Below are 25962 nucleotides of genomic sequence, written 5' to 3' on the forward strand. Positions count from 1 at the left end.
TATAGTTCTCCTTTTTTTTCTTTTTTTATTAATTATTTTGAGGTTTTTTTTGTACGCTTTTATAGTTAATTACAACATTGCCATTATTTCTGCTACAATAATTATAAGTACTAATGAAAAAGGATACACGGCTGCATAGGCAATTTGTGGTGCATCAGAATCTGTCATAGAATCGGTTGCACTTAATCCAGGTGTTGAGGTCATTCCTCCGGTTAATGCACCTAAAATGGATAGAAAATTTATTTTTAAAATAAAACGGCCAACTACTACTGTTGTAATCATTGGTATTAAGGTAATTAGAGCGCCGTAAAGAAATAAAATAGCCCCGTGTTGTTCAATGGCAGAAACCAAACTTTGTCCTGCGCTTAATCCAACGGGAGTTAGGAATAGTAGCAATCCAAACTGACGTAGTATTTGGTTTGCAGCTGCAGGAAGGTTCCAAATTACATGTCCTACTTTTCCTTTCCAACTTAAGAATATAGACGCTAGAAGTACACCGCCAGTTAAACCTAATTTAAAGTGTAAACTACCAAGAGGAATGGCCAGAGAACCTAAAAGAATTCCTATAACAATTCCAAACGCAACCGGTAAAAAACTAGTTTGCCCCACTCTTTTTAAACTATTTCCAAAAAGTTGTGTTACAGCAGAAACATTTCCTGTAGTACAAGATATAAATATTTTATCCCCATATTTAATTTTTGTAGAAGGATGAGGAGCTAAATCTATACTTGCTCTTCGAATACGTGTAATTGTAGCAGCGTAATTTTCTAGAAGGTTTAATTCATCAATGGTTTTGTTTACCACTGTATCATTACTTACTACATACCATTTTACATCGTACGTGGCGCTTCTAGGAATTTCTATATCGGTAACTTTACCTAATAAAACTTCTATTCTTTTCAATGCATTTTCAGTACCTACAGCTTTAATAATATCTCCTAATTCTAAAATAGTATCCTTTGTTGGCGAGATAGGCAGTTGATTGGGTTTCATAATACGAGAAATATTTGCCTTTGTCATAAAGCGTATATTCAACTCTTTAATAGTTTTTCCGTGAACATTTTCATTAGAGATAATCAAGTTTTTATTGATAACCTTTGGTGTGGTAGACATAGATTTATCTGCAAAGTCTTTTTCTTCTTTTTTAAGGTTTACCCTAAATAAAGCAGGTCCTAATTTTACAAATAAAATAACACCTAAAACTCCAAATGGGTATGCAATACCATAACCAATAGAAGCCAAAGGAGATTTAGAGGCTTCAATAGAGGCAGCCAAACCAGGTGTTGATGTTAGCGCTCCTGTTAACAAACCACTCATCATATTCATATCTATATTGTATATGTAAGAAATGGAAACGGCGGTTATTCCACCAGTTAAAACAGTAATTGCAGCAAGGGTAATTAATTTTGCACCTTGTTCTTGAAATGAACTAAAAAAGGATGGTCCGGCTTGCATTCCAATAGTGTAAATAAATAAGACCAATCCCACACTTTGTATAATAGGGGGAATGCTAAAAGTAACGCCGTATAAATTGTATAAATAACCAAAAAAGATAGCAACAAAAATAACTGCTGAAGTGTCAAAATTAATTCCTTTTATTCGGATGTTTCCTAGAGCAATTCCAAAGCCAATAACTAAAAATAATACAAAGTAATCTTTGATGATTAATTCTGAAAGAAGTTCCATAATACGTAATAATTATTTTAGAGTAGTTTTATAAAAAACTGTATTCTATGTAAGGGCACAAAAGTATGCTTTTACCAATTTAATTAATCATGATAATTGTCATTTGATGTCTTGCTCTTATTACTCTTACGCAGTTAAATGTTTTCTAAGTGCTACCTGCGTTGAGCGAATACGTTGTAGTTTTTTTTCTGTTAAAACTTAAGATTTTACTTTTATTTTCGAAGAGATTAAGCATTTTTCGTTTTCCCATTTTCCTTTCATTTCGTTTTGAGTAATTTTTTTTCCATCACAGGTTAAAAAGTTGCCTTTTGCATCTTTTTTAATGATTTTCATTTTGCCTGCTTTAATGGCATTCACAATTCTGTAAATTAATCCGTTTTTAGAAATTTTGCTTCTTTTAGATATAAGTTTCAACCCTTGGTTATTATTGTATAAATCCATTTCTGAAGATATTTTATCAGGTAAAATTCCGTCTTCTAATTTTCGCTTTTTATACGTAATGTAGTTGTCTTTTTCATGAGCTTTACCTAAAGATCGTGCAGCTCTTTTACCTAATTTTTGTCGCAATCTGGCTATCCAATAAGCGTGTCTAAAAGCATCTACTTGTCCGCCAGCAGTATCGCTATCTAATAAATTTGTCTTTGCAATAGAATCTGAAACCTTATTGGCTTCATTAGAAATGTTTAGGGCTTTTTTTGCTTTAATGGGATGTAAAATTACCCAGCTTTTAATTGGACCAGAAAGTTTTACAAATTTTTTAAAATTAGATTGTCCATTTGTTGAAATTACAAAGACAAAAAGTAAAATAGTGAAACGTGTTTTCATTAGTATGTATTGAAAGTGCTAGTTTCTTAATGTACTTCAAACTCCATTGAATCATCTTCAATTTTAACCGTATATGTTCCTTTAGCCAAATAGTAAATTCCATTTTTTGCTTCCTCTACGATGCTACCTTTTCTGGTTTTTAAATAAGGTTTCAATCTTTTTTTTAGAATAGAAACATCATATATTGCTTCATTGTAACCTTTGTTTGCAGCAACAGAAAATGAGTTAATTTTTGTATCTGTAGAATAAATATCTATCATAACTTTTCTATTTGAATTTACATAAAAAGGAATGGTTAATTCTGGCGTATTTGTTTTAGACCATTTGTTTCTAGAGTTTCCCCAAGAATCATTTTTTTTAATAGTATCTATTTTAAAAATATGTATAGGTTTTGAAGTTACATTTTCTGTTAGCAATTGCAAGGAACTAATATCTGCTTTGTACAAACTACGGCCGTGTGTGGCTACAATTAAATGTTTAGCGGTTGGTTGTATTACTAAATCATGCACTGCAACATTGGGTAAATTTTTGCTGAATGCTTGCCAAGAATCACCTTGATTAAAAGAAACATACAAACCATTATCTGTACCTAAATACAAACCATTATCGTTTTCAGAATCTTCTTTAATTACGTTTACTGCTGATGTTGGAATTGAGTTTCCAATGTTTTTCCAGGTTTGTCCATAATCATCAGACATAAAAATATAAGGCGTAAAATCATCAAATCTGTAACCGTTTAAAGTTACATAAACGCGTTCTTTTTTAAATTTTGAAGCAACAACTCTAGAAACCCATAAATTTTCTGGAAAATTATCAGAAATACGTGTCCAACTACCACCGCCATTTTTGGTTACGTTTAACAAACCATCATCAGAGCCTACATAAATTAATCCGAACTGAAACGGACTTTCAGATATTGAAGTTAAAGTTCCGTAAGCAACATTTCCTTGTTTTCCACCGTTGGTTAAATCGTTTGAAATTGTTTCCCAATCATCACCTTTATTTAAAGATCTGTGTAATTTATTTCCTCCTAAATATAAAATATCTTGATTGTGTTTTGATAAGTGAATAGGAGTTTGCCAATTAAAACGATATGGATTTTCGCCTAAATTATGTTTTGGTTGAATGTATTTGTATTTTTCTTTTTTTCTGTCAATTCTAAAGTAATTCCCAAATTGATACCCTGTATACACAATATCCGGATTTCTATCATCAACTTGTACTTGCATTCCGTCTCCACCCATAATTGAGGTATAAGGATTTTGCCCAGTTTGTTTCCATCTTTTATTCATTTTTGAGTTGTGCGAAGCTACCCAAACACCATTATCTTGCAAGCCACCATACACTTTATAGTCTTTTTGATTGTCAGCATACACAGAATAGAATTGCCCAACAGCAGGGTCATTTAATTTTATCCAATTTTCTCCATCGTCATAAGAAATGTTTAAGCCTCCGTCATTTCCATCAATTAAATGACCTTGTTTTGTAGGGTTTACCCACAACGCTTGATGATCTGCATGTACATTTTCTTTGCTGATAGAAGTAAATGTTTTTCCGCCATCTTTTGATTTTAAGATAGGAACGCCTAAAACGTAAATGCCATTTTCATCTTGTAAATCAACCCTAATTTCACCAAAATAATAGCCATAAGAATAGTACAAATCATCTAAAGTGCTTTCATGTGTTTTTTTCCAAGATTTTCCGCCATTTGTAGTTTTAAAAACTTCTGAACCAATTACAGGCGTATCAAATAATAACGAGTTTGCATCTTCTAAATAATTGGCTAAATCTATTGGTTTTAGGTTGCCAGAACGCAACATTTGTTTTACGTTTTTTGCTTTGTATTTTTCTTGAAATCCGTTTGTTTTTAAATAAGTGTTTAGTTTTTTATCTGTTAGCTCTAAGAAATCTTCTGAAGACATGGTTTTAAAATCTTCTTTTGTTAGTTCATTCGAGGTTTTTTTGTCTTTTTCTTTTGGTCTTCTAAATTGATTATCAAGCAAAGCGTACACGGTATTTGCATTAAAAACAGCCAATCCAATTCTACCAACACCATCGCCGGTAGGGAAACCACTTTTATCAGCAATTTTAAACCATGTGTTTCCTGCATCTGTACTTTTGTAAATGGCAGAATTTTTACCGTTTCCTTTAAAATTCCATGCTTTGCGTTCTCTTTCCCAAGAAGCGGCGTACATAATATTAAAGTTTTCGGGAGCATACGCAACATCAATAATACCTGTTTCATTATTTATAAATAAGGTTTTGGACCAAGTTTTTCCTCCATCGGTAGTTTTAAAAATACCTCTTTCTATATGAGAAGAATATAAATGGCCAATAACGCCTACAACAACTTCATTTGAATTATTTGGGTTGATGAGAATTCTACTGATATGATGCGAATCTGGCAAACCAACATTTTTCCAAGTTTTCCCTTTATCCGTAGATTTTAACATTCCGATTCCGGCATAAGAAGAACGAGAAGAATTTTTTTCGCCTGTACCTACCCAAATGGTTTCAGATTTCCAATCTACAGCAATGTCACCAATATTTTGCGTGGGCGCATTGTCTAAAACAGGGGTAAATGTAGTTCCGTTGTTATTTGTGTACCAAAGTCCGCCAGATGCATAACCCACATAAAATTCTGTGGTATTATTTGGATTAATAGCAATGTCTACTACGCGTCCGCTCATTACTGTTGGGCCAATATTGGTAAATTTTATATTTTTAACCAAAGAAGAATTGCTCATTTGAGACTTCTTCTGTAAAGATTGTTGAACACTGTTTGGGCTTGTGGAGGTTTGAGCAATTAGGGTTGCAGAAAAACACATCAATAAAAAATTGAAAATAGATTTCATTATAATGAATGTTTAGTTTAAAGTGGTCAAATTACTATTTGTATTTTCAATATCAAACAAAATAACCCAAAAAGCGAAATAATAATAAATTCTCATCAATTTAAAACAACGTATCTTTGCATCAGAAACAACTACAGAAAGTTACTCCCATAAATATTTTATATGACATTTTCAGATTTAGGTTTATCTCCAGCGTTTGTAAAAGCGGTTGCTGATAAAGGATATACCAAACCATCACCAATACAAGAAAAAGCAATTCCACATATACTAGAAGGTAAAGATATTTTAGCTTCAGCTCAAACCGGTACAGGAAAAACAGCAGGTTTTACTTTACCAGTTTTACAACATTTAGTAGAAACAAAACATCCTAAATACAGACCTTTAAGAGCGTTAGTTTTAACGCCAACAAGAGAGTTAGCGGCGCAAGTTTACGATAATATTAGAGAATACAGTAAATATGTAAATATAAAATCTGCCGTAGTTTTTGGTGGTGTAAATGCAAAACCACAAATTGCAACTTTACGAAGTGGTGTAGATATTTTAGTAGCAACTCCTGGTAGATTGTTAGATTTACATAATCAAAAAGCAGTTTCTTTTAATAGAATTGAAGTGTTTATTTTAGATGAAGCAGACAGAATGTTAGACATGGGTTTTGTTAGAGATATAAATAAAGTGATTAGCTTTATGCCTGCAAAACGTCAGAATTTAATGTTTTCTGCTACCTTTTCTAACGATATTAAAAAGTTAGCCTCAGGTATTTTAAAAAACCCCGTTTCTGTAGAAGCAGAACCTCAAAACTCTACAGCAAAAAAAGTAACACATAAGGTTTATAAGGTTGATAAAAATAAAAAAACTGAGTTTACAATTAAGTTGATAAAAGATGGAAATTGGACTCAGGTTTTAATTTTTACAAGAACAAAACATGGCGCTAATAAATTAACTGAAAAATTAATAAAAGCAGGAATTTCTGCTGCCGTAATACACGGTAATAAAAGTCAAGGTGCTAGAACAAAAGCATTGAAAAACTTTAAAGACAATACCATTAAAATTTTAGTAGCCACAGATATTGCAGCACGTGGTTTGGATATTCCGTTATTGCCACATGTTATTAATTTTGAATTGCCAAATGTACCAGAAGATTATGTGCATAGAATTGGTAGAACTGGTAGAGCAGGAGCAGCCGGAGAAGCAATTTCATTGGTGTGTAGCGAAGAAACAGAATACCAAAGTGAAATTGAAAAATTACTAAAAGAAAAGTTAAATTCTACTGTTGTAGAAGGTTTTGAACCTACAGATATTACAGCGCCAAAAAGAGCAGCAACCCAAAGTAAAGGGTCTTTTGGAAAGAAAAATAGATCATCAAATGCTGGTGCTAAGCAAGGAGATAAACCAAAAAGAAAACCTCATTTTAAAGGAAATAAACCAGCAGGAGCTACTTCTGGAAGAGGAAGAACAGGAGCGCCTAAAAAGAAACGATTTTAAACGTTATTATTCTTAGTCTATAGTGACAGTTTGCAATTTATTGGTCATTGAAAACTGTCACTATATTTTTCTACCTTTCCTAGCTTTTTACAAATTGTTGGTTGTTTATTCTTCCAAATTCTATGGAAAAAAATACTGATTTTTTTTATTGTAATTAGTGTAAAATAAGGCAAACTTATGCGTCTTCAGAAAAAACTGACCACTAAATTATTTTCTACCAAAATCTGCAGGAATTTCTCCCCAAGCTTTGGTTTCCCATTTTAAAATTGGGTTTTTATAAGTGTTTATTTTCAACCAATTTTCGGCTCTTTTAATCAACGCTAATAAGTCTTTGTTAGCAGCATCAAAATGCATGTTGGTTTTACATTTTTTCTGTTGTACCCAACTCATTGCAATTCTAGAATCAGAATAAATAGGAATATCTTCTTTGTTTTTACTCTTTAAAAGCGCAATGCCATGCACTAGGGCTAGAAATTCGCCAATATTATTGGTTCCTTTAGCAAAAGGACCTTTTATAAAAAGTTGTTGCTTGTTATGCGTTATTACGCCTCTGTATTCCATTTTACCAGGATTTCCAGAACAAGCGGCATCCACAGCAATACTATCTAAAATAGGTTTCCCAAATTTTTCTTTTTCTTTGGATGATAAAATGGCTGTTTTAGTATTTTTACCTTTATAGTCGTCATATTTGCCTTTCGATGCTTTTTCAGCCTCGTCTAAATTGACAAAAGATTTGTATTGAGCACCTTCAAAACCGTCTATTTGTGCTTTACAGACTTTCCAAGAAGTAAAAACTCCTTTTTTTCTTCCGTTCCAAACAACATAAAACTTTTTTTTACTCATTTACCGTTAAAATTACATCTTCAATAACTCTTGGAAAATACTGTTGTTCTAAAATATGGATTTTTTCTGCAATAATATCTGGTGTATCTTCTTCTAAAAGGGTAGTTTTTGCCTGAAAAATGATAGCTCCCTCGTCATAATTGGCATTTACGTAATGAATTGTGATGCCAGTTTCTGTTTCTTTATTTTCTTTTACGGCTTTATGAACATTTATTCCATACATTCCTTTACCCCCATATTTTGGCAATAATGCCGGGTGAATATTGATGATTTTATTGGTAAAATTATCGATAATTTTTGTTGGAATTTTCCATAAAAAGCCAGCTAAAATAATATAATCTGCCTGTTCTTTTAACAGATTTAAAACCTCATCCGAAGTAAAAAAAGCATCTTTTTTAAAGTGTAAACATTTGGTGTTTAAATTCTTACATCTTTCAAAAACTTTGGCATGCTCATTGTTACATAGCACATAAGTAACCTTAGCGGTTTTAGTATGATTAAAAAATTTAATAATGTTTTCTGCGTTCGTTCCAGAACCAGATGCAAAAATAACAATACGCTTCATAACTTCATTTCTAAGCTACAAAAAAAAGAATAATTATTAACAAATTGATTATTTTAAGTGAAGATTAAATATTTTTATTTACTTTTAAGAATCATTTTTGGGACAAAAATTAGTTTTAATTGTTAAGATTTGTATTTTTGCCCCGATTAAAATTTTAAAAAACACAAAATTATGTCAGACATTGCATCAAGAGTAAAAGCTATTATCGTAGACAAATTAGGAGTAGACGATAACGAAGTAACAACAGAAGCTAGCTTCACAAACGATTTAGGAGCAGATTCTTTAGATACTGTTGAATTAATTATGGAATTCGAAAAAGAATTCGATATTCAAATTCCAGACGATCAAGCTGAGAACATCGGAACAGTAGGTCAAGCAGTTAGCTATATTGAAGAAGCAAAAAAGTAAATTTATATGCAGTTAAAACGAGTTGTAGTCACTGGACTTGGCGCATTGACGCCAATTGGTAATAATATTGAAGAATATTGGAAAGCCTTAGTTAACGGAGTTAGCGGAGCAGCACCTGTAACATATTATGATGCTGCCAAGTTCAAAACTCGTTTTGCATGTGAGTTAAAAAACTTTAATGCTACCGATTTTATAGAACGAAAGGAAGCTAGAAAAATGGATCGGTTTGCGCAATATGCAATGGTAGCTTCAGATGAAGCAATTGTAGATTCCGGATTAGATCTAGAAAAGATTAACAAATTACGTGTAGGCGTAATTTGGGGAGCCGGAATAGGTGGTTTGGAAACTTTTCAGAATGAAGTTTTAAACTTTGCTTCTGGAGATGGATCTCCAAGATTCAATCCGTTCTTTATCCCAAAAATGATTGCAGACATTGCGCCAGGACTTATTTCTATAAAACATGGTTTTATGGGACCTAACTATGCCACTGTTTCTGCTTGTGCATCTTCATCAAATGCTTTAATAGATTCTCTTAACTATTTACGTTTAGGTTATAGTGATGTAATTGTAACAGGTGGCTCAGAAGCTGCTGTTACTATTGCCGGAATGGGAGGGTTTAATGCTATGCATGCTTTATCTACAAGAAATGAAAGCCCAGAAACAGCCTCAAGACCTTTTGATGCAGAGCGTGATGGTTTTGTTTTAGGAGAAGGAGCAGGAGCACTTATTTTAGAAGAATATGAACATGCCAAAGCAAGAGGTGCAAAAATTTATGCCGAAGTAATAGGAGGAGGTTTATCTAGTGATGCATATCACATGACGGCGCCACATCCTGAAGGTATGGGTGTAATTGCAGTTATGAAAAACTGTTTAGAAAATTCAGGCATTAATCCAGAAGATGTAGATCATATTAATACACATGGTACTTCTACACCTTTAGGCGATGTTGCAGAATTAAAAGCAATTTCAGCTGTTTTTGGTGATCATGCTAAAAATATCAATATAAATTCTACAAAATCTATGACAGGCCATTTATTAGGTGCCGCAGGTGCTATAGAATCTATTGCAGCTATTTTGGCTATGAAACATGGTATTGTGCCACCAACAATTAATCATCAAAATAGAGATGAAAATATTAATCCAGAATTAAACTTAACTTTAAATGTTGCGCAAAAGCGAGATATTAAAGTAGCAATGAGTAATACTTTTGGGTTTGGAGGCCATAATGCATGTGTTGCTTTCAAAAAATTAGAGGATTAATACATTATGAATTTTATTCGTAAAATGGTGACGTCTCATTCTCAAGAGGATGTACAGTTATATAGCGAATTAAAAAAATTACTCAACTTTTCTCCAAGAAAGATTTATAAATACAGAAAAGCATTTACACATAGATCTGTGCAAATGCTAGATAGCAAAGGAATTCCTATTAATTATGAACGCTTAGAGTTTTTAGGCGATTCTATTTTAGGATCTGTGATTGCCGCGTATTTGTATAAAAAAGTTCCCGAAGGTACAGAAGGTTATCTTACACAAATGCGCTCTAAAATTGTGAGTAGAGAACATTTGAATGAATTAGGTAAAGACCTAGATTTAATCCGTTTTGTTAAAAGTAATATAGACCAAACCAATGTTGGAGACAATATTCATGGTAATATTTTTGAAGCATTAGTAGGCGCAATTTATTTAGACAGAGGCTATAAATACTGTCAGAAATTTATTTACGAAAAGGTAATTGTACCTTATGTAGACATTGCAAAACTAGAAGGGAAAATTACCAGTTACAAAGGGTTAATTATAGAATGGTGTCAAAAACAAAAGAAAAATTATAATTTTGATACCTATGAAGATTCTGGAAATGAATCTGTTAAACACTTTAGTGTTAAGGTGAGCATAGATGGTGAACAAATAGCCAAAGGTAGAGCTACTTCTAAGAAAAAAGCAGAAGAGCAAGCGGCTAAACGTGTCTATTTTGCATTTCAGGAAGAAATTTCTATCAACTAACCAACGATAACGTTTTCGTTAAAATTCCCTTTCAGACTCGTAAACAATTTGTAGTTTAGCTAACTTAAATAAGTATAGATTTATGCAAGTTCACGCTTTAGTTTTAGATGATTTTTGCGATGAAGAGTATTCTTTAATAGGTATTCATACTACTTTAGAAGAATATAAATTGGCCTATTTATTAAACAAAAACTTAGGAACTCACTTCTCTAAATCAAAAGAAGATTTAGATTTAGCATTTGAAAATGAAAAAAAGAAAGCTTCGTTTTCTATCTATCATTTCTCTAGTGAAAAATATGTTTTTGATTGGTTTTTAATAGCCAACAGCTTCAGACAAGAAACTAAAACAGTATCAAACGAACTATTGCTAACAACAGAAACTAAAACGTACTTAATTCCAGAAAAGAAGAAAGTAGATTTTTTTATTAAAATTTCTGGTGAAGTAGATTATATGTTTGTTGTAAAAACAATAGAGAACATAAATAAAATAGAAGGCGTAATTACATCATATCAAATAGATAAGAACACATTAAAGTCGAAAGACTTTTTAATATTTTAAAAATGAAGAACTACAAAAAAACAAAAATAGTAGCAACATTGGGTCCAGCAATAGACACCAAACAAAAAATGAAAGAATTGGCCATTGCTGGTGTCAATGTTTTTAGAATTAATTTTTCGCATGCAGATTATGACATTGTAAAACAAAATGTGGAAAGAATTAGAGAAATTAATGAAGAAGAAGGCTTTAACGTTGCCATTTTAGCCGATTTACAAGGGCCAAAACTACGTGTTGGGGTTATGGAAGAAGATGTAATCTTAGAAGATGGAGACACGTTTACATTTACTACAGAAAAATGTATTGGTACTAAAGAAAAAGCCTTTATGACCTACCAACGTTTTCCAAAAGATGTAAAAGTAGGAGAACACATATTGGTAGACGATGGTAAATTAATGTTTGAAGTAATTTCAACAAACAAAAAAGACCAAGTTGTTGTAAAAGTAATTGTTGGTGGTGCTTTAAAATCTAAAAAAGGTGTAAACTTACCAAATACAGCTATTTCTTTACCAGCATTAACCGAAAAAGACAAAGAAGATGCAGTTTTTGCTTTGGGTTTAAACGTAGATTGGATGGCACTTTCTTTTGTAAGAACTCCAGAAGATTTAAGAATGTTACGCGATTTAATAGATCAACACTCAGAGTATAGAGTACCTGTAATTGCGAAAATAGAAAAACCAGAAGCGGTAGCAAATATAGATGCGTTAATTCCTTATTGTGATGGATTAATGGTAGCACGTGGAGATTTAGGAGTAGAAATTCCTATGCAAGACGTTCCGTTAATTCAAAAGAAATTAGTAAGACGTGCTAAAAGAGCAAGAATTCCTGTAATTATTGCAACTCAAATGATGGAAACAATGATTGATAATTCTGTACCAACAAGAGCAGAAGTAAATGATGTTGCCAATTCTATTATGGACGGTGCAGATGCAGTAATGCTATCTGGAGAAACTTCTGTAGGGAAACATCCGTTAAGAGTTATTCAAAAAATGTCTGAAATTATTGCTAGTGTAGAAAACTCTAGAATGATTAAAGTACCACATGAAGCACCACATATTAGAACAAACAGGTTTATCACAAAATCAGTTTGTCATCATGCTGCTTTAATGGCAACTAGTATAGATGCTGCTGCAATTTCTACCTTAACAAATAGTGGTTATACAGCATTTCAAATTTCTGCTTGGAGACCAACTTCTAAAATATTGGCTTTTTCATCAGAAAGAAGAATATTAGGAAAACTAAACTTACTTTGGGGTGTTAAAGCATTTTATTACGACAAACATTTAAGTACAGATGATACTGTTGTAGATATTAATAAAATTTCTAAAGAAAGCGGATATGTAGAAGAAGGAGATTTAATGATTAACCTTACTTCTATGCCAGTTGAAGCAAAAGGTATGGTAAATACTTTACGTGTTTCTGAAATTGATTAAATAGTAGTCTTAAAGAATATTATTAAAAAGCATCTTGAGAAATTAAGATGCTTTTTTTATGCCTGACATTTAAAACGTAAGGAAGTTATTTTAGTTCTTATTTCTTGCTTTTACTGCTCACTTTTTGCTGCTAAATAGTACTCTTGTGAATTGTAAATAATTTTTACTACACAGTTTTGTTACCACAAAATTTGTCTTTTCAACTTCACTACTTTATATATTTGATACTATTTTTAAAATGCGTTTTCATAAAATTAACCTTTACAACTTTAATTTTTTAGAAATAATAATGGCATCATTGGTTACAAAAGGCATTGGCATCATTTCTTCAGTTCTTGGCGTTATAGAAAAGTTTGGGTTCTCTAATAAATCATAAGAAATTTCATTTAAAATAAGATCTAAGTCATCCTCTTTTAAAACACTAAAAGACAAGGTAACTTCTTTGTCTAAATTTCCTAAGTGATAGATTAAAAAAGTACCCTTTTTTACGGCATAAGACTTTCCATCATTCACTAAAACATCATTTACTTTAAACTGTTGCAATACAAGTTCTTTCTTTGTAAGAAATTCAAATTTATGTATGGGTCTTTTGGGTACAATACTAAATTCTATAAACCGTTTTGGGTCAATTATAGTGTCTAATGCTACCACTATTTCAGAAGTAGGAATTGCTTTATAATCCGTTTTTTTATGAAAACTAAAACGAGAATTGTATTTACTTTTTGTTTCTGCGTTGGCAATACTTCCTTCTGTAGAATTTTCTTCAAAAAATTGTTTTGTATATCCGTCTAAGGTTTTATTATAGGTTCCGAAGAAGGCTGTTTTATCATCAGAATTTTGAATATATACAAGGCTATTTGGTTTCTTTTTATCCACAGAAAAACCACTGTTATAGGTTGCTAATCCAAAGAAAATAATAGCAAATAAACCGACAGTTTTTTGCATCCAGAAAGATTTTTTTTGATGAAATGTTAAAATCATCAAACCAAAAACCAAAGCAATTATAATTCCGCTTACAAACAAGATACCTAAACCCAAACCAACCGGAAACATTTTTACCATTGGCGCAAAAATATAAAGAGTTGGTATTGATAAAATGGTAAACAAAATTCGTTTCGATTTTTCTTCCAAATCCATAAAAACAGCAATGGCTAAAATTGTTAATGCAGAAAAAACAGGAATAATAAAAAACCCTGCACCTTTTATATATTGGTGAATAAAGAAATTAATAACCAGCCAAAATAAGAGTGGTGCAATTATTAAATCGGTAGCTTTTTCATGTTTAGGAATGTATGTATAGGTTTTAAATAAAATCCATAAATTTAAGAATACAAACGCGGCTATATATTCATATCCATTATAGGTAAAGCCATGTAAAATATCATGATATGCAGGATGAATAATTAGTAATAACATCCACAAACCAAAAGAAATTCCTCCACATAAAAGAATGGCCAAAAGAAATATTCCAAACCCTTTGAAAATACCGTTAAAAGAGAGTTTTCTTTTAGAAAATCCGAAGAAAAGTAATACAATAAAGGCAATAACGGCACTAATTAACATTGGTAATACCCAAGAAAAAGGATAGGTAAGTATTTTTATAAACGGGAAATTTACATAGACAAAATCTTCATCGGAATTGAGATTAGAAATGTCTGAATTTGAAAAATAATATAACGTAGTTGTAAGATAATCTGCTTGATGTAGTAGCGTTTCTCTGTCTAAACGGTTATAAGAATCTTGCGCTGTATGGTAATCGAAATGGTCTCCTATAAAGGCAAAATTAAAACCATTGATATTAGCATCTTCTCTAAAAACAGTTAAATCTGTATCATTTGGTAACTTTTTATAAATGCTATACATTAAAGAACTTGCGGCGGGGTAATTGGGTTTTGCAGCCATAAATTCTGACAACAATTTACTGTTTTTTCCGTTGGTTTCCATTAACATATAACTAGGGCCACCGCTTCCTCTGGCTTCAAAATTTAAGACCAAACCAATATCATTTTTCCATGGATGTGCATCAACAAAAGCTTGTGCGCCTAATAATCCTAATTCTTCAGCATCAGAAATTAAGATAATAATATCATTTTTAGGAATTTCATTTCTTGCCAAAAAAGCTCTTATTCCTTCTAGAATTGTGACAACTCCAGAACCTGCATCGCTAGCGCCTAAAGAAGAATGTTGGCTAGAATCATAATGAGTTAAAAGCATTAAAGCTTTTCCGTTTTCAGAACCTTTAATTCTTGCTAAGATGTTTTCTGTAGTTGTTGCAGCAAACCATTTTTTATTGATGGCCGTTTGGGTCTGAATTTCGGTTTCTAAACCCATTTTTTGAAGTTCGTTAACAATATAATCTTGAACAACCTTATGGTCTTTAGCACCAACATGATGTGGTTTTTTACTGATATTTTTTAAATGATAAAGTGCATTTACAATAGAGAAATCCGTTTTTAAAGTGTCTTTTTCTGAAGGTAATTGGGGTTTTGCATCAGAAAAACTCCAATAAATAACACCTAAAATAATGAGTACAGATACAATAGAAGAAAATCTTTTCATTGATATTTTTATTTCTATAAAGATATGAAATAAAAAAAATAAGAGATAAATGTGAAACAAAACAGAAAAATCTGTATTTTGGGTGAATAAAACTAAACTAATATGGCAATTAAAAGCTTTCAAGGAAAAAGAGATGTTTCTCAAAGTAAAGAAGAAGCACAAATTTTAGTATCAGACTACATGACTACTAAATTAATTACATTTAAATCTGAAGATTCTTTAGATCATGTAATTAATCAATTAATTACTTATAAAATTTCTGGAGGACCCGTTGTTAATGATAAAAATGATTTGATAGGAATTATATCTGAAACAGATTGTATTAAGCATATTTCTGAAAGTAAATATTACAACATGCCTTCTGATACTAACAATACAGTTGGTAAATACATGGTTACCGATGTTGATACTATTGATAAAGATATGAATATTTTTGACGCTGCGTTTAAATTTATAAGTTCTCATAGACGTAGGTTTCCTGTGGTTGAAAACGGTAAACTTATTGGTCAATTAAGTCAGAAAGATGTTTTAAAAGCGGCTATAAGTGTAAAAGGAAATACGTGGTAATTGCAATATACTCTGCTGGTTTTATTACTATTTTACCTTTCTGTAATTCCTATTTTCTTCGCATCTTTGCGGCATGATAGGAATTGTATATAAATCTACAGGAAGTTGGTATTGGGTAAAATCTAAAGATGGCGATTTTCATAAATGTAGAATTAAAGGAAAATTCAGAATTAAAGACATTAAAAGCACCAACCCAATTGCGGTTGGTGACAATGTTGTTTTTGATATAGAGAAAAAAGGAGATGAGCAAATTGGTATTATAAAAACAATTTTAGATCGTGATAATTATATTGTTAGAAAATCTGTAAATCTATCTAAACAGATACATATTATTGCGGCAAATATTGATCAAGTTTTTTTGTTGATAACCATCAACAATCCACCAACATTTACAACGTTTATAGATCGGTTTTTAGTGGCTGCAAGAGCCTATAGAATAGATGTAATTTTAGTATTTAATAAAATAGATGCGTATGAAATTGAAGAACGCGCAGAGATTTTATATCTAAAGGATATTTACGAAGCCATTGGCTACAGATGCGTAGAAGTTTCGTCTACACAAAATATAAATGTTTCTACTATAAAAGAAATGATGTTGGGCAAAACGTCTATGTTTGTTGGGCATTCTGGTGTAGGAAAAACAACTTTAGTAAATGCAATTGATGCTTCTTTAGACTTAAAAACCAAACAAATTTCCGAGCAACATAAACAAGGTCAGCATACAACAACGTTTGCAGAAATGTTTGATTTGAATATAGAAAATTCTCAGGATGCCAGAATTATTGACACACCAGGAATTAAAGGTTTTGGAGTTGTAGACATAGATAAATATGAATTAGGAGATTATTTTCCTGAGTTTTTTGCCTTAAAAGAACATTGTAAATTCAATAATTGTATTCATACCAAAGAACCAAATTGTGCCGTTAAAGATGCCTTAGAAAAAGAGGAAGTTTCATGGTCTCGATACAAAAGTTACTTGCAAATTTTAGAAGGCGAAGAAGAATCTGAACACTATAGAACAGATGTTTGGGACTAATGCTGTTTGTTTTTAACATCAGTTTGGTAGTAAATAAAGAATTTAGGTTGAGTATCGAAAAAAATTAAAATTCCTTTTAGAGATTTAAACCCATGAAAGTAGTAATTCAAAGAGTTGCCCATGCAAGTGTTCGCATTGATAACATGCAAGTTGCAGCCATAAAAAGCGGACTTTTAATTTTGTTAGGTATTGTTGATGATGATACGCAAGAAGATATAAATTGGCTGGTTAGAAAAGTAGCAAATCTTAGAATTTTTAATGATGAAAACGGAGTAATGAATTCATCACTAATAGACATTGATGGAGAAGTAATTGTAGTAAGTCAGTTTACCTTACAAGCATCTACAAAAAAAGGAAACAGACCAAGTTATATAAAAGCGGCAAAACCAACTATTGCAATTCCTTTGTATAAAAATTTTGTACAAAATTTAGAAAAAGAATTGGGTAAAAAAGTACAAACAGGTGAATTTGGCGCAGACATGAAAGTTGCATTACTAAACGACGGACCGGTTACTATAATTATCGATTCAAAAAATAAAGAATAATTTTTTTTGATGTTGTATTTTGACACGCACACGCATACAATTTCTTTAAAAGAAAATGTATTTTCAATAGTAAATACATATCCTAATTCCATCAATTTTTCAACACCTTTTTCAATAGGGATTCATCCTTGGTTTATTGTTGAAAATGAAATAAAAGATGCGCTTTTATTGGTTGAAGAAAAATTAATGCATAAAAATTGCGTTGCTTTAGGTGAATGTGGTTTGGATAAATTGTCAGAAATAGAATTCGAAATTCAAAAAAGTGTTTTTAAAAAACATATTTTACTTTCAGAAAAATATAAGAAACCAATTATTATTCATTGTGTAAAAGCTTTTCAGGAAATTATTGAATTTAGAAAAGAGATGAAACCTACACAGGTTTGGATACTTCATGGTTTTCATAAAAATGCACAAGTAGCAAAAAGTCTTATTAAAAACGGATTTATGTTGTCTTTTGGAGCGGCAATCATCAACAATAAAAAATTACAAGAAGTTATTTGTGAACTTCCAATAAGCTCAATTGTACTAGAAACAGATACTTCTGAATTCAGTATTCAAGAGATTTATCAAAAATTAGCGGTTGTAAAAGGGGAAAATTTATCAGAAATAAAAGAAACAATAAGTACAAATTTTAAGAAGATTTTTAAAATATGAATTGGTTAGAACGTACAGAATTATTAGTACAGAAAGAGGGGTTAGAAAAATTAGTAAAAGCCAATGTTTTAATTGTTGGTTTGGGCGGAGTAGGTTCTTATGCTGCAGAGTTTATTGCAAGAGCTGGTGTTCAAAATATAACATTAGTAGATGGTGATGTTTTTGACGAAACTAATAAAAATAGACAATTAACGGCGTTAGATTCAACAATTGGGAAATCTAAGGCTCAAGTGTTAGCAGCAAGATTAAAAGACATTAATGCTGAGATTAACCTAACCGTTTTAGAAGAATTTTTATCACCAGAAAGAGCCTTTGAGATTGTAACTAAAGAGTTCGATTATGTAATAGATTGTATAGACAGTATTACGCCAAAAGTAAATTTAATTGTTGCCGCTAGAAGAAAAAAAGTTAAAATTATTTCTTCAATGGGCGCAGGAGGTAAGTTAGATGCTACCAAAATAAAAGTGAAAGATATTGGCAAAACTAAAAACTGTACCATGGCAAGAGTTTTGCGTAAAAGATTAAAAGAGCGCAAGGTAGATAAAGGTGTAAAAGCTGTTTTTTCTGATGAAGTTCAAATTACTAAAAGTGTAAAAGTTACAGATGGTACCAATTTTAAAAAGTCATATTATGGCACTATTAGTTATATGCCAGCGGCTTTTGGGTTGCAAGCGGCGGCACATGTTGTTAATTATTTGATAAAAAAGTAATTTTTATTTTCCAAGGGAAATAAAACGATGTATATTTGCAGTCACAATCTTAAAAAGACAAATTATATGAAAAAAGTAATAGTATTATTAGTAGTTTTTGCTTCAGTATTTACAGCTTGTAAGACAGGAAAACAGGAAAAAGTAGAAGTAAAGGAAGAAGTAAAGGTAGCAGAAGTTGTTGCTTTAAATAATGTAGACCTTGCAAATTCTGTAATTTCTTGGAAAGGATCTAAACCAACAGGCACACACAATGGAACTATTCAGTTAAAAGAAAGTTCTTTAATAATAAAGGAAGGCGCCTTAACAGGAGGTAGTTTTGTAATAGATATGGCTTCTATAAAAGTATTAGACATACCAGCTGATGAAAAAGGAAACGGTAAATTAATTGGTCATTTAGCTTCAGCAGACTTTTTTGATGTGGCTAATTTTGCAACGTCTAGTTTTGTAATTACAAAGGTAGAGAACGTAGAAAATAAATTGCAGGTTACAGGGAACTTAACGCTTAGAGGTGAAACAAAAAGCATTACAATTCCGGCAACCATAGCAACAGAAAATGGTGTTACTACCTTTACAAGTGAAACTTTTAATGTAGACAGAACAGATTTTGGAGTTACCTATAAATCTAAAAAATTAGATGCTGCTTTAAAAGACAAGTTTATAAACGACCTAATGGAAATTTCTTTTGTTGTAAAAACAAAGGCGTAAATTAGATTAATTCAAATTCAATTTTAGAGGCTAAAAACTTAAGTTTTTAGCCTTTTTTCTTATCTTTTTATTTAACTTTGGTGTGCTATAGAATCCCTGCATGAAAAAGTTTATTTACCATACTATTTTTGTTTCTTTATTTTCAATAATCTCAACTTTTGGTCAAAAAGAAGACTACTCGGCATTCTTAATTCCACCGGAATTAACAGAAAATGCCAACGCAATTGTTAGAAATAATTCCATTGAAATTACTATAGAAGATGTAGATAAAATGGTAGTGAATAGAAGAGAGGTAGTTACTGTTTTAAATAAACTTGGTAATGTAGATGCTAGAATATCAGAAAGTTATGATAATGATACTAAAGTTACCAATCTTTCGGCAATTATTTATGATGCTTCTGGTAAAAAAATAAAAAAGTACAGAGAAGGAGATTTTTTAGATGTTAGCGCCGTTAGTGGTGGTACTTTGTATTCAGACGCTAGAATAAAATATGTAGATTATACGCCTGTTTCTTATCCTTATACACTTGTTTTTGAATCTGAATATAAAACGTCTTCAACGGGTTTTATTCCTGGTTGGTTTCCTACCAAAGGATATTATGTTGGCGTGCAAAAAAGTACTTATATATTACATAATCCGAAGGAAATAGAAATAAGAACCAAAAAACTCAACTTTAAAGAGTTTGGAGTGAAAGATATTTCTAGCAATAAAAACTTGCAGTATGTTTTCGAAAATCAGGCTGCAATAAAGCCAGAAGCACTTTCCATTCCTTCTATAGAATTTATGCCTTTTTTAAAAGTAGCCATTAATAATTTTACTTTAAAAGGAGTAAAAGGAACAGCTTCTAATTGGAAAGAATTTGGAAAATGGGAACACGATTTTTTATTGCACGGTAGAGATGTATTAGATGAGACCACCATCAGTACTATTAAAAACTTAGTAAAAGGCGTAGAAAACCCCATTGAAAAAGCAAAAATTGTGTATCAATTTATGCAAAATAAAACACGCTATATAAGCGTACAAGTTGGTATTGGCGGTTGGGAACCAATTGCTGCTAATGAAGTAGATAAAGTAGGTTATGGAGATTGTAAAGGCTTAACTAATTATACCAAAGCCTTGCTAGATGTTGTTGGCGTTACATCTTATTATACGTTAGTGTACGCAAAACAAAAAAGAAATATTGATAAAGAATTTGCTTCTTTTCAAGGAAATCATGCAATTTTAAACATCCCAAATAATGGTAATGATATTTGGTTAGAATGTACAAGTCAAATAAAACCATTTGGTTTTTTAGGTGATTTTACTGATGATAGAAATGTGTTGGTTGTAACGCCAGAAGGAGGCGTTATTAAAAGAACAACTTCCTATAAAAACGAAACCAATGTACAAACTACCAAAGGCGTTATTCAATTTGATATCAACGGAAATCTAAAAGCCAGTTTACAAAGAGTTTCTAAAGGGTTGCAGTATGAAGATAAGTTTAGAATTGAAAATTATACCCAAGAAGAGCTTGTTAAAAATTACAAATCTGATGTTTGGAGTTATAACAACAATTTAGAAATTGAAGACGTTTCTTTACATAATGATAAAGAAAATATTGTTTTTACAGAAGATATTAAAGCTGAAATAAATAATTATGCCACTATTAATGATAGCGAATTTCTTTTTAGAGTAAATGTTTTTAATAGAAATAGTTTTGTGCCTAAAAGATATAGAACTAGAAAACTTCCTTTAAAAATAGGCAGAGGTTATAAAGATGTAGATGCTTTTGAAATTAAAATTCCAGAAGCGTATGTACTTGATATGTTACCCAAAGAGAAAGAGATTTCTACAAAATTTGGAAATTATAAAATCAGTTTTACAAAAATAAACGACACTACTTTTAGGTATGAAAAAACCTTACTAATTAAAGAAGGCGTTTATACAAAAGAAGATTATAACCTTTACAGAAACTTTAGAAGAAGTATTGCCAAATATGAAAATTTAAGAATTGCTATTATCAAGAAAAAAGTATGAAAAAAATTGTTACCCTAGTATTATTGTTAAGTCAGATTTCATTAATTGCCCAAGACTATAAATTTGGAAAAGTATCAAAAGAAGAAATTCAAGAAAAGTTTTATCCATTAGATTCTACAGCAGATGCTGCTTATTTGCATAGAAGTAGAAGAACTTATTATGAATATAACTCAAGTTCTGGTTGGTTTGATGTAATTACGGAAGTACATAACAGAATTAAAGTATATACAAAAGAAGGTTTTGAAAAAGCAACGCAGAGTATTGTTTATTATAAACCAGATAGTGGAAAGGATGAAAAAATAACATCTTTAAAAGGTTATACGTTCAATTTAGAAGGAAAAAATATATCCAAAGAAAAATTATCAAAAAAGAGCATTTTTGATGAAAAAATAAACAAATTTAAAAGTCGGAAAAAAATTGCATTTCCAAATATTAAAGAAGGTTGCGTAATAGATGTAAGTTACAGAATAATTTCTCCGTATTACAGGTATATAGATGATTTAGAGTTTCAATTTGATATTCCTGTAAAGAATTTAGAATATAAAGTAGAAATACCAGAATATTATAAATTTAAATTAGCTGCTAAAGGGTATTATTTTATTACACCTTTAAAAACTACCAAAAGTAGGAGTTTTTCTTATACAGATAAATACAGAGTAGATCGTGGGAGTGGTACTAGAACTGTGAATCAAACTAACAAAATTAATTATAGAGTTGATTATTCTACCTATCAAGGTAAAAATATTCCTGGTTTAAAAGATGATGAACCTTTTGTGTTTAATATAAAAAACCATAGAGGAGGTATGAAATATGAGTTGTCTTCCATAGATTTTGTTGGTAGTACAACAAAGTATTTTTCTACAACTTGGGAAGACGTAAGTAAACAAGTATTTAAGTCTGATAATTTTGGAGGACAAATAAATAAAAGCAGCTATTACAAAGACGATTTAACCGCAATTTTAGAAAATACAACAACAGATTCAGAAAAAATTGTGGCAATTTTTCAATTGGTAAAAGAAAAGGTGAAATGGAATGGTTATTACAGTAAATATGCAGACCAAGGTGTAAGAAAAGCCTACAAAGAAGGCACAGGAAATGTGGCAGATATTAACTTAATGCTAACTTCTATGTTGCGTTTTGCAGGTTTAGAAGCAAACCCTGTTATTAGTAGTACAAGAGCAAATGGAGTTCCGTTATTTCCTACATTAGACGGTTTAAATTATGTAATAGCAATGGTAGAATTTCCTGATGGAAATTACGCCCTTTTAGATGCTTCAGAACCGTATAGTTTACCTAATATTTTGCCTTTTAGAGCTTTAAATTGGAATGGAAGAAAGGTAACAAAAGAAGGAAATTCTTCTTGGGTGTCTTTAACAAATTCTAAATTAGGTGAAGTAAATAACAATGTAGTGGTAAATATTACTGAAGAATTATTGGTTGAGGGATTAATAAGAACAAAGCTTACCAATAGTAAAGCTTTAGAGTATAGAAAAGATAACAACCACTTAAAAGAAGAAAAAATAATTACCAATTTAGAAGAAAAGCTTTTCATAGAAATAGAAAACTATAAACTAACGGGAGCAACAAATTTAGCGAAATCTATTAGCAGAACTATTAAGTTTACAAGTGAAGATTTAATAGAAGAAATTAATGGTAAAATTTATATCAACCCTTTAGTGTTTTTATCAGAAAAAACGAATCCTTTTAAGTTAGATAACAGACAATTTCCTGTAGAATTTGACACTCCTTTTAGAAATAAAGATAGAATAACAATAAAAATTCCTGAGGGATATAAAATTGAGAATTTACCAGAAACCTTGGCTATTGGTTTGCCAGAAAATTTAGGGGTTTTTAAATTTCAAACTTCTCAAGTTGGTGGTAAAATTACTGTGATAAGCATTTTGCAATTTAACCAAGCTATTATTGCTCCACAATATTATAACGCGTTAAAAGAATTTTATGGACAAACAGTAAAAAAACAAACTGAGAAAATTGTGTTTGTAAAAATATAATGTTCAATTTGTGTTGTGGTGTTTTTAAATAAAATTATAGTTTTTTAGCATTTATTTGATCTGTAAAAACAACAGATAAATTTTAGAAATAATTAAAGAAATAAATGGTAATCTGCAAAATTTAAAGAAACATAGCATTATAGATTTATTGCAGTTGTATTTTTAACTTCTTCAATAGCAAAAGTACTGTGTGTACTGCCAATATATTTTATGGCAGTTAATTTGGTTACCATAAAATCTCTGTATTCATCCATATCTTTTACGTAAATTTTTAAGATATAATCATAATCGCTACTAACATGAAAACATTCAGATACTACTTCTAATATGTAAACTAGCATTGCAAAGTTTTTTAAAAATAATGACTTCTTTTGTTTTTTATCAATCATCGGAATATGAATTAATTATCTTTGCAAAAAATAATAAATTAACTAAATGAGTAATTTAATTGCACCTTCAATTTTAGCAGCAGATTTTGCTAACTTACAAAGAGACGTAGAAATGGTAAACAATAGCGAAGCAGATTGGTTTCATATTGATATTATGGACGGTGTTTTTGTACCCAACATTTCTTTTGGAATGCCTGTTTTAAAAGCGATTGCTAAACACGCAACTAAAACAATAGATGTACATTTAATGATTGTAAATCCAGATCAATACATTCAAACTTTTGCAGATTTAGGAGCAAATGTTTTAACGGTGCATTATGAAGCTTGTACGCATTTACATAGAACAATTCAGGGAATAAAAGCAGCAGGAATGAAAGCAGGAGTTGCTTTAAATCCGCACACGCCAATTGCGGTTTTAGAAGATATTATTGCAGATTTAGATTTGGTATGTATTATGAGTGTAAATCCTGGTTTTGGCGGACAGTCTTTTATAGAAAATACGTACAAAAAAGTAAGTCAATTAAGACATTTAATTGATTTTACAGCATCTGAATGTCAGATAGAAATTGATGGTGGTGTAACAGATCAGAATGCAAATGCATTAATTGAAGCTGGAGCAAATGTACTTGTTGCCGGTAGTTATGTTTTTGGTTCAGAAGATCCAACGGCAACTATTGCAGATTTAAAAAATATTATAGCGTAATTGTTATATACAGTTGTAGACATAGAAACCACAGGAAATGGATATAAAGGTTCTAAAATAACCGAAATATCCATTTTTGTTTTTGATGGAAAAGAAGTAGTGAATGAGTTTACTTCTTTGGTAAATCCGGAACAAAATATTCCTGCTTTTATTACCAATCTTACCGGTATTACAAATGCCATGGTTAGAAATGCACCTAAATTTTACGAAATCGCAAAAAAGGTAGCAGAAATAACAAAAGACACCATTTTTGTAGCGCATAATGTCAACTTTGATTATAATATTATTCAAGAAGAATTTAAGCATTTAGGTTTTGATTTTAAACGAAAAAAGCTCTGTACCGTTCGTTTATCAAGAAAAATTATTCCGGGTTTAAGTTCTTATAGTTTGGGCAATATTTGTACTACTGAGAATATTCCAATTGTTGGTAGGCACAGAGCAAAAGGAGATGCAGAAGCCACTACAGAATTGTTTAGAAGATTGTTAGAAAGAGATAATAATTTTACGATTAATTCTTTTTTAAATCCGAAGTCTAGACAAGCCACTTTACCGCCACTTTTAGATAAAAAAGTAGTTGATAATTTACCAGAAACCTTTGGTGTTTATTACTTTAAAAATATAGAAAAAGAAATTATTTATGTTGGTAAAGCAAACAACATAAAACAGCGCGTTATTAGTCATTTTTATGACAAAAAGAAAAAAGAGCAAACCATGTGTATGGAAACTGCTGATATTTCTTTTACAAAAACAGGTAGCGAATTGTTGGCTCTTTTACATGAATCTGCAGAAATAAAACAGGTGTACCCAAAGTTTAATAGAGCACAAAGAAGGGCAGGAGAAGCTATTGGTTTATTTTCTTATGAAGACCAAAAAGGAATTATTCATTTGGCGTACAATAGGTTAAAGTTGGTGCCAAACCCAATGATGAAATATTACTCTGTAGCAGAAGCAAGAAATCATTTAGAAACACTTTGCAAAGAGTTTGAATTGTGTCCTAAATATTGTCATTTACAAACAAATGTTTCTAGTTGTTTTCATTTTCAACTAAAAGAATGTAGAGGTATTTGTTCCGATAAAGAAACCGTTGAAGATTATAATATTCGTGTAAAAAAAGCAATAAAATCTGTTGGTATTGGCGCAGAAAATTTAGTAATCAAAGAAAAAGGAAGAACAGAAAAAGAGGTTGGTTTTGCACTAATTTTAGATGGTATTTATCAAGGTTTTGGTTATGTAGATATTCATCAATCAGCGCAATTAGAAAACCCAGAAGATTACCAGTTTTTTGTAGAACCTAAAAAAGACAATAGAGATGTGCAACGTATAATTGCCGCGTATTTAAAGAAGCAAAACACTAATAATATTGAAGGTGTTGTGCCTTAAAAAGAGGCCTAAAAAAGACCTCCTTACT

22 protein-coding genes and 1 pseudogene are annotated in these 25962 nt (G+C 31.0%); 16 read left to right on the forward strand and 7 right to left on the reverse strand.

Annotated elements, in window-relative coordinates; all coding sequences use genetic code 11:
* Positions 1-69: 69 nt before the first annotated feature.
* The 3 genes from ACSHW5_RS07035 to ACSHW5_RS07045 all read right to left on the reverse strand — a co-directional run bounded on the left by ACSHW5_RS07035 (position 70) and on the right by ACSHW5_RS07045 (position 5366).
* Entirely contained in the window at positions 70-1686 is a 1617-nt protein-coding gene (locus tag ACSHW5_RS07035) for an aspartate:alanine exchanger family transporter (protein ID WP_435675409.1), read from the reverse strand.
* A gap of 198 nt (positions 1687-1884) precedes the next feature.
* Positions 1885-2511: a DUF6973 domain-containing protein gene (locus ACSHW5_RS07040; protein WP_435675410.1), complete on the reverse strand. Its 627-nt coding sequence runs from the start codon at positions 2509-2511 to the stop codon at positions 1885-1887.
* Positions 2512-2537: 26 nt separating this feature from the next.
* Entirely contained in the window at positions 2538-5366 is a 2829-nt protein-coding gene (locus tag ACSHW5_RS07045) for a VPS10 domain-containing protein (RefSeq protein ID WP_435675411.1), read from the reverse strand.
* A gap of 162 nt (positions 5367-5528) precedes the next feature.
* Between ACSHW5_RS07045 and ACSHW5_RS07050 the strand changes: the two genes are divergently transcribed.
* Positions 5529-6848, forward strand: a complete 1320-nt coding sequence (locus ACSHW5_RS07050) for a DEAD/DEAH box helicase (RefSeq protein WP_435675412.1) — start codon at positions 5529-5531, stop codon at positions 6846-6848.
* A 207-nt stretch (positions 6849-7055) separates the two neighbouring features.
* Here the strand turns inward: ACSHW5_RS07050 and ACSHW5_RS07055 are convergent, their stop codons facing one another.
* Positions 7056-7691, reverse strand: a complete 636-nt coding sequence (locus ACSHW5_RS07055; protein ID WP_435675413.1) for a ribonuclease H1 domain-containing protein — start codon at positions 7689-7691, stop codon at positions 7056-7058.
* Positions 7684-8256: a phosphoribosylglycinamide formyltransferase gene (locus tag ACSHW5_RS07060; RefSeq protein WP_435675414.1), complete on the reverse strand. Its 573-nt coding sequence runs from the start codon at positions 8254-8256 to the stop codon at positions 7684-7686. The genes ACSHW5_RS07055 and ACSHW5_RS07060 overlap by 8 nt, the downstream gene beginning before the upstream one ends.
* A gap of 171 nt (positions 8257-8427) precedes the next feature.
* On the opposite strand from ACSHW5_RS07060, the gene ACSHW5_RS07065 reads away from it, so the two are divergent.
* The 5 genes from ACSHW5_RS07065 to pyk all read left to right on the forward strand — a co-directional run bounded on the left by ACSHW5_RS07065 (position 8428) and on the right by pyk (position 12657).
* The gene (locus ACSHW5_RS07065; RefSeq protein WP_004569249.1) at positions 8428-8664 is read left to right on the forward strand and encodes an acyl carrier protein; all 237 of its coding nucleotides are present in this window, start codon (positions 8428-8430) and stop codon (positions 8662-8664) included.
* 6 nt (positions 8665-8670) lie between these two features.
* Positions 8671-9924 carry a beta-ketoacyl-ACP synthase II gene (fabF, locus tag ACSHW5_RS07070; protein ID WP_435675415.1) on the forward strand — a complete coding sequence of 418 codons (1254 nt, stop codon included), beginning with the start codon at positions 8671-8673 and terminating at the stop codon, positions 9922-9924.
* Between the two features lie 6 nt (positions 9925-9930).
* The gene (rnc, locus tag ACSHW5_RS07075) at positions 9931-10668 is read left to right on the forward strand and encodes a ribonuclease III (protein WP_435675416.1); all 738 of its coding nucleotides are present in this window, start codon (positions 9931-9933) and stop codon (positions 10666-10668) included.
* An 82-nt stretch (positions 10669-10750) separates the two neighbouring features.
* Positions 10751-11227 (forward strand): IPExxxVDY family protein, encoded by a 477-nt coding sequence (locus tag ACSHW5_RS07080; protein WP_435675417.1) that lies wholly within the window; start codon positions 10751-10753, stop codon positions 11225-11227.
* Positions 11228-11229: 2 nt separating this feature from the next.
* The gene (gene pyk / locus ACSHW5_RS07085; RefSeq protein ID WP_435675418.1) at positions 11230-12657 is read left to right on the forward strand and encodes a pyruvate kinase; all 1428 of its coding nucleotides are present in this window, start codon (positions 11230-11232) and stop codon (positions 12655-12657) included.
* Between the two features lie 261 nt (positions 12658-12918).
* Here pyk and ACSHW5_RS07090 read toward each other — a convergent pair whose 3' ends face one another.
* Positions 12919-15216 carry a M28 family peptidase gene (locus ACSHW5_RS07090; RefSeq protein WP_435675419.1) on the reverse strand — a complete coding sequence of 766 codons (2298 nt, stop codon included), beginning with the start codon at positions 15214-15216 and terminating at the stop codon, positions 12919-12921.
* Between the two features lie 102 nt (positions 15217-15318).
* Here ACSHW5_RS07090 and ACSHW5_RS07095 point away from each other — a divergent pair, with 102 nt between their 5' ends.
* From ACSHW5_RS07095 to ACSHW5_RS07130, 8 genes are all read left to right on the forward strand, one after another.
* A complete protein-coding gene (locus tag ACSHW5_RS07095; RefSeq protein WP_435675420.1) occupies positions 15319-15783 on the forward strand; it encodes a CBS domain-containing protein in 465 nt (154 codons plus the stop codon).
* Between the two features lie 73 nt (positions 15784-15856).
* Positions 15857-16819 (forward strand): ribosome small subunit-dependent GTPase A, encoded by a 963-nt coding sequence (rsgA, locus tag ACSHW5_RS07100; protein WP_435675421.1) that lies wholly within the window; start codon positions 15857-15859, stop codon positions 16817-16819.
* Positions 16820-16911: 92 nt separating this feature from the next.
* Positions 16912-17364, forward strand: coding sequence for a D-aminoacyl-tRNA deacylase (dtd, locus tag ACSHW5_RS07105; protein ID WP_435675422.1), 453 nt, complete (start codon positions 16912-16914; stop codon positions 17362-17364).
* Positions 17365-17373: 9 nt separating this feature from the next.
* Complete coding sequence (locus tag ACSHW5_RS07110; RefSeq protein ID WP_435675423.1) at positions 17374-18018, forward strand: TatD family hydrolase; 645 nt, start codon at positions 17374-17376, stop codon at positions 18016-18018.
* Complete coding sequence (locus ACSHW5_RS07115) at positions 18015-18728, forward strand: tRNA threonylcarbamoyladenosine dehydratase (RefSeq protein WP_435675424.1); 714 nt, start codon at positions 18015-18017, stop codon at positions 18726-18728. The genes ACSHW5_RS07110 and ACSHW5_RS07115 overlap by 4 nt, the downstream gene beginning before the upstream one ends.
* Before the next feature lie 66 nt (positions 18729-18794).
* The gene (locus tag ACSHW5_RS07120; protein WP_435675425.1) at positions 18795-19433 is read left to right on the forward strand and encodes a YceI family protein; all 639 of its coding nucleotides are present in this window, start codon (positions 18795-18797) and stop codon (positions 19431-19433) included.
* 100 nt (positions 19434-19533) lie between these two features.
* Positions 19534-21450, forward strand: coding sequence for a DUF3857 domain-containing protein (locus tag ACSHW5_RS07125; protein ID WP_435675426.1), 1917 nt, complete (start codon positions 19534-19536; stop codon positions 21448-21450).
* Positions 21447-23462, forward strand: coding sequence for a transglutaminase domain-containing protein (locus ACSHW5_RS07130; protein WP_435675427.1), 2016 nt, complete (start codon positions 21447-21449; stop codon positions 23460-23462). Before ACSHW5_RS07125 ends, ACSHW5_RS07130 begins: the two co-directional genes overlap by 4 nt.
* A 137-nt stretch (positions 23463-23599) precedes the next feature.
* Here ACSHW5_RS07130 and ACSHW5_RS07135 read toward each other — a convergent pair.
* Positions 23600-23836 (reverse strand): annotated as a pseudogene (locus ACSHW5_RS07135) (Lrp/AsnC family transcriptional regulator); the annotation flags it as partial.
* A 61-nt stretch (positions 23837-23897) separates the two neighbouring features.
* Between ACSHW5_RS07135 and rpe the strand changes: the two are divergent.
* Positions 23898-24554, forward strand: coding sequence for a ribulose-phosphate 3-epimerase (rpe, locus tag ACSHW5_RS07140; RefSeq protein ID WP_435675428.1), 657 nt, complete (start codon positions 23898-23900; stop codon positions 24552-24554).
* On the forward strand, positions 24555-25934 hold the full coding sequence (locus tag ACSHW5_RS07145) for an exonuclease domain-containing protein (protein WP_435675429.1): 1380 nt from the start codon (positions 24555-24557) through the stop codon (positions 25932-25934).
* Positions 25935-25962 lie beyond the last annotated feature (28 nt).

This window comes from Polaribacter sp. (assembly GCF_051251875.1).
Taxonomy (GTDB): domain Bacteria; phylum Bacteroidota; class Bacteroidia; order Flavobacteriales; family Flavobacteriaceae; genus Polaribacter.

Excerpts from the sequence above, each read along its gene's own strand:
- ACSHW5_RS07095 (WP_435675420.1), top strand. The coding sequence starts at position 15,319 with ATGGCAATTAAAAGCTTTCAAGGAAAAAGAGATGTTTCTCAAAGTAAA.
- dtd (WP_435675422.1), top strand. The coding sequence starts at position 16,912 with ATGAAAGTAGTAATTCAAAGAGTTGCCCATGCAAGTGTTCGCATTGAT.
- ACSHW5_RS07110 (WP_435675423.1), top strand. The coding sequence starts at position 17,374 with ATGTTGTATTTTGACACGCACACGCATACAATTTCTTTAAAAGAAAAT.
- ACSHW5_RS07040 (WP_435675410.1), bottom strand. The coding sequence starts at position 2,511 with ATGAAAACACGTTTCACTATTTTACTTTTTGTCTTTGTAATTTCAACA.
- ACSHW5_RS07120 (WP_435675425.1), top strand. The coding sequence starts at position 18,795 with ATGAAAAAAGTAATAGTATTATTAGTAGTTTTTGCTTCAGTATTTACA.
- ACSHW5_RS07065 (WP_004569249.1), top strand. The coding sequence starts at position 8,428 with ATGTCAGACATTGCATCAAGAGTAAAAGCTATTATCGTAGACAAATTA.
- rpe (WP_435675428.1), top strand. The coding sequence starts at position 23,898 with ATGAGTAATTTAATTGCACCTTCAATTTTAGCAGCAGATTTTGCTAAC.
- ACSHW5_RS07045 (WP_435675411.1), bottom strand. The coding sequence starts at position 5,366 with ATGAAATCTATTTTCAATTTTTTATTGATGTGTTTTTCTGCAACCCTA.
- fabF (WP_435675415.1), top strand. The coding sequence starts at position 8,671 with ATGCAGTTAAAACGAGTTGTAGTCACTGGACTTGGCGCATTGACGCCA.
- ACSHW5_RS07125 (WP_435675426.1), top strand. The coding sequence starts at position 19,534 with ATGAAAAAGTTTATTTACCATACTATTTTTGTTTCTTTATTTTCAATA.
- ACSHW5_RS07035 (WP_435675409.1), bottom strand. The coding sequence starts at position 1,686 with ATGGAACTTCTTTCAGAATTAATCATCAAAGATTACTTTGTATTATTT.
- ACSHW5_RS07080 (WP_435675417.1), top strand. The coding sequence starts at position 10,751 with ATGCAAGTTCACGCTTTAGTTTTAGATGATTTTTGCGATGAAGAGTAT.
- ACSHW5_RS07115 (WP_435675424.1), top strand. The coding sequence starts at position 18,015 with ATGAATTGGTTAGAACGTACAGAATTATTAGTACAGAAAGAGGGGTTA.
- ACSHW5_RS07050 (WP_435675412.1), top strand. The coding sequence starts at position 5,529 with ATGACATTTTCAGATTTAGGTTTATCTCCAGCGTTTGTAAAAGCGGTT.
- rnc (WP_435675416.1), top strand. The coding sequence starts at position 9,931 with ATGAATTTTATTCGTAAAATGGTGACGTCTCATTCTCAAGAGGATGTA.
- ACSHW5_RS07055 (WP_435675413.1), bottom strand. The coding sequence starts at position 7,691 with ATGAGTAAAAAAAAGTTTTATGTTGTTTGGAACGGAAGAAAAAAAGGA.
- ACSHW5_RS07090 (WP_435675419.1), bottom strand. The coding sequence starts at position 15,216 with ATGAAAAGATTTTCTTCTATTGTATCTGTACTCATTATTTTAGGTGTT.
- pyk (WP_435675418.1), top strand. The coding sequence starts at position 11,230 with ATGAAGAACTACAAAAAAACAAAAATAGTAGCAACATTGGGTCCAGCA.
- ACSHW5_RS07060 (WP_435675414.1), bottom strand. The coding sequence starts at position 8,256 with ATGAAGCGTATTGTTATTTTTGCATCTGGTTCTGGAACGAACGCAGAA.
- rsgA (WP_435675421.1), top strand. The coding sequence starts at position 15,857 with ATGATAGGAATTGTATATAAATCTACAGGAAGTTGGTATTGGGTAAAA.
- ACSHW5_RS07130 (WP_435675427.1), top strand. The coding sequence starts at position 21,447 with ATGAAAAAAATTGTTACCCTAGTATTATTGTTAAGTCAGATTTCATTA.